Consider the following 3,357-nt stretch of genomic DNA (forward strand, 5'->3'; position numbering starts at 1 on the left):
CTGTGGGTCATCGAGACGAAATCATGGCGAGGCGATTTGAGCGGTCATCACGATGCGGCGACTTGGCTTCTGATGAACCCTGAAAAGCGTGTGGCTGCCCGGATCTATAATCCGATCATGCAGAACGAGACGCACGCTGATGTGATCCGGCTGGTTGCGCGTGTGCCGGTGCAATCGATCGTCATCATGGCGGGTCATGTGCGGATGCCTGGCGGCCTACCCGAGCCGATCATGCCGCTGGCAGGCGCGGTGCTGCGTATGACCCAGGCCGGACCGCCTAGCCCGCGGGCGCTGGCAGGATTGGCGGAGATCGAGCGTATCAAGAACGCAGCCGGGCAGGGGAGTCTAGCCGGTCAACACATTCGACGAATGCGCCGCATGAGGCCGGCCGGCAGCCGAAAGCTCTGGGCAGCGGCGGGCGTGGCGATGGTGGGTTTTGTCTGGATGATGGTCACGCATCCGCGATAACCGATCAGTCAAAAGGACAAAATCGTTGAGTAGATTTCAGCAAAAGCGTAATCTATCCTAACAGGAGCAATAGCATGGATCAGATCACCACGGAGAAATCGACAATCACGGAGGTTGAGCGCGCGAGACGTAAAGAAGCGATCGATTTCGCGCGGGGTAGTGTGCGACTTGAAGGATATGTTCTCGACAGTCAGGCGGAGGATATTTTCCGCCAGCATGTGAACGGTGAAATCTCCGACGAGGAATTTCGTAAGGCGGTGAACGGTCTCATGGACTCCTATGGCGGGTAGCACCTGGGACCCGTTCAATCAGCGCGAAAAGCGTGAAGGGCTTGCGACTGCAAGCCGCATTTATGAACTGGCACTCAATCCGCTGGCCGGTTCCTACGATCGCGCGCATCTACAGGCATTTCACGCCTATATTTTTCAGGACTTGCCGCAATACAAGCCGGGCATGATCCGGCAAGACGCGAACGAACTCTGGATGAAATACCGGATTTCGGAGAGTGCGCCGGAGAGCGAGGGGCGGCGGGTATTCTATGCACCCCGCGGCGTCGGGGATCTGATGAGAGATGCGCTCAGCAGGGCAGGGGGGATCGAGGGGCTGACAGGACTGGATCATGCGGCGTTCGCCGGCAAGATGGCCCGGCTGTATGGCGATCTGGACTATGCTCACGGATTTCGTGAGGGGAACAGCCGCACACTCCGGGCGTTCACCCGCCAGCTCGCCCATGATGCCGGCTACCGGCTCGACTGGCACACCACGAACGCCGATGCCGCGGCCCGAGACCGCCTCTATGCGGCCCGCGATATCGCGGTGTTGGAGCGCCATTTTCCAGGATTGCCGACCACGCCGGAACCGGGACTGAGCCGGGATCAGATGGACGCATGGTCGGACCTGAAACGTATGCGGGCGGACCCGAGCGCCCGCCTGGAGATCATCATACGGGAGAGCAGCCAGCCGATCGCGACCGAGTCTGTGACGCGGGACGCAGCGAAGCCCACGACGGCCGACGCCAGCGCGGCCTACTGGACCCGCGCGGTTGAGAGCGGGCGAGCGATTCAGGCGAGCGTGAGTGGAAGCCGCCAGGGCTACGAGGCGGATCAATCAAAAGGACTAAGCCGATAGAAAGGGAGACGGATGAAAATAAGCGAGATGGAGTCCGCCCGGAGGAAACGCGCGATTGATGAGGCCCGCGCTTCAAACATGCGACAGGGGTATGTGCATGATCCGATTTTAGAGGCCATCACGGACCGCTTTGTCCGGGGAGATACTACGCTCGACGAGATGAATGACGAAATTGAGGAAGCGAACCGCGCACAATCACAGGCCGCAGGCCGATAACCGAGGACGAGCACAATGAGCAGCACCACCACCACACCAGCACCGAAGCCGATCATTTCGCGCGATATGGCCGATTTCACGCGGCCGGGCGTGCAGGTCGAGATCGAAAAGGCCGACATCGCGCGGCTTGGGATCTGCGACGAGACCGCGATGGACGAGGACGACGCATGGGCATCGAACGCCGATGAGGCCGACCGTGGCGAATAACGATTACGCGCAGACCGTCGCCGCATCGATTATCAAGCAGTTGGAGGACGGGACCGCCCCGTGGGTGAAGCCGTGGGAGCCGAGCGATCAGCGGTTCATCCCCTACAACGCCGCGACCGGGAAGGAATACCAGGGCGGCAATGCCTTGTGGCTGATGGTGACGGCCGAGAACAAAGGCTACGGCGATGCGCGGTGGATGACCTACAAACAGGCCCAGGGGGTTGATGCCCAGGTGATGAAGGGCGAGCGTGGCACGCTCATTCAATACATCAAGAAGTTCGACCGGGTGCCGATCGAGAATGAGCAGGGCCAGCCAGTCAGGGACGGGGAGGGGAAGCCGATGTATCGCACGGTGGAGCTGGACCGGCCGCGCATCTTCTCAGCCGTGGTGTTCAATGCCGAGCAGATCAGCGGACTGCCGAAGATCGAGGCGCGTGCGACGATGCCGGTGTGGGAGCGCCATCAGGCGGCCGAGACGATCATGGACAATTCAGGCGTGCCGATCAGCTACAAGCCGAACGATCGCGCTTTCTACTCCGTCACACATGACGCCGTGACCATGCCGGAGCGGGTGCAGTTCAAGACGCCCGACCAGTTCTATGCGACCGCCCTGCACGAGCTGGGGCACGCGACGGGCCACCCGACGCGGTTGAACCGGCCGGACCTTGGGACGCCGTTCGGATCGGCGGCCTATGCGCGCGAGGAATTGCGCGCCGAGATCGCCAGTCTGATGATCGCCGACCGGATGGGGATTGGTCACGATCCGGGCCAGCACGCGGCCTATGTCGGGAGCTGGATCAAAGCGTTGAAAGAGGAACCGCGCGAGATATTCCGGGCAGCGGCCGACGCCGAGAAGATCGCCGGCTACCTCACCGATCTACAGCAGGAGCGCAAGGCGGCCGTTGCCAGTACGACTACGGCCGCAACAACGCCGACGCCGGCCGCCGCGCCAGGCGCAACGCCCGAGCAGAACTATTGGCAGCGCGGGATCGAGAGCGGGCGATCGATCCAGGCGGCCGAGGCGGTATCGCGACCGCAGGTCGAGCGGCAGGTGACAAAAGATCAGGCGACGATCGCCGGACGATGATGGTCCGGAAGACCATAAACTGACCGAAATCGACCGTATCCGGGCATGTGGTTTTGCCATGCCCGCAAATTACGGTTTCGAGATTATGAGCGTGTTATTTTATTGGGCAGGGGTTTTGGGCAAGGGTGCTCGTTGCGCGATCAGCCGGTCGGTGTGATGTGCAATTCAATGATCGCGCATCACACTGGTCACGTCACGTGTGATCAGGTGTTCTTGCGTCGTTTCCGCAAGATCAGTCCCAGCCCGATCAG

General features: G+C 61.4%; 6 protein-coding genes. All 6 read left to right on the forward strand.

The window, feature by feature from the left end; translation table 11 throughout:
- Positions 1-468: nuclease-related domain-containing protein (locus tag ACP5E6_RS17315; RefSeq protein WP_427956302.1), on the forward strand; the 468-nt coding region annotated here is incomplete at its 5' end.
- A 74-nt stretch (positions 469-542) separates the two neighbouring features.
- Complete coding sequence (locus tag ACP5E6_RS17320; protein WP_427956304.1) at positions 543-758, forward strand: antitoxin VbhA family protein; 216 nt, start codon at positions 543-545, stop codon at positions 756-758.
- Entirely contained in the window at positions 748-1,596 is an 849-nt protein-coding gene (locus ACP5E6_RS17325; protein WP_427956307.1) for a Fic family protein, read from the forward strand. Before ACP5E6_RS17320 ends, ACP5E6_RS17325 begins: the two co-directional genes overlap by 11 nt.
- A gap of 27 nt (positions 1,597-1,623) precedes the next feature.
- Positions 1,624-1,812 (forward strand): hypothetical protein, encoded by a 189-nt coding sequence (locus ACP5E6_RS17330; RefSeq protein ID WP_427956314.1) that lies wholly within the window; start codon positions 1,624-1,626, stop codon positions 1,810-1,812.
- Between the two features lie 15 nt (positions 1,813-1,827).
- Positions 1,828-2,019, forward strand: a complete 192-nt coding sequence (locus ACP5E6_RS17335) for a hypothetical protein (RefSeq protein WP_427956309.1) — start codon at positions 1,828-1,830, stop codon at positions 2,017-2,019.
- Positions 1,997-3,106, forward strand: a complete 1,110-nt coding sequence (locus ACP5E6_RS17340; protein WP_427956312.1) for an ArdC family protein — start codon at positions 1,997-1,999, stop codon at positions 3,104-3,106. Before ACP5E6_RS17335 ends, ACP5E6_RS17340 begins: the two co-directional genes overlap by 23 nt.
- Positions 3,107-3,357: the final 251 nt, after the last annotated feature.

It is taken from the genome of Acidiphilium sp., assembly GCF_049977125.1.
Classification (GTDB): Bacteria; Pseudomonadota; Alphaproteobacteria; order Acetobacterales; family Acetobacteraceae; genus Acidiphilium.